Annotated in this window: 1 protein-coding gene; it reads right to left on the bottom strand. The window is 43.7% G+C overall.

Annotated elements, in window-relative coordinates:
* The coding region (locus BTV99_RS13150) for an IS630 transposase-related protein (RefSeq protein ID WP_075102693.1) at positions 1-293 on the bottom strand (293 nt) is incomplete at both ends.

The following is a 293-nucleotide window of genomic DNA, read 5'->3' as shown; positions in this document are numbered from 1 at the left end:
TGGATGTTCTAAGGTCTTTTTTTTGACTGATGCCAAGACGCTTTAGAGCATGATAAATGCCTGTTTTGCTACAGTTCAGACGACGCGCTCGCTCATACTGGTAATCATCGGGATGTTCTTTGACATCATTGAGTAGCACGTCATCTGGTATTTTAGTGGGTTTGGTTTGTCTGGTTGTTTTGCTATGAACACGCCGCTTCCAGTTTTGTATAGTGGTTGGACTGAGATTGTAAAACTCAGCTGCCTCGGCAAAGGTCATACCCTCGTCTAAGCTTTTAAGAACTTGCATACGG

This window comes from Psychrobacter sp. Rd 27.2 (assembly GCF_001921755.1).
Taxonomy (GTDB): Bacteria; Pseudomonadota; Gammaproteobacteria; order Pseudomonadales; family Moraxellaceae; genus Psychrobacter; species Psychrobacter celer.
The sequence above is the reverse complement of the archived record's forward strand: the minus strand, read 5'-3'. Positions and strand labels throughout refer to the sequence as shown.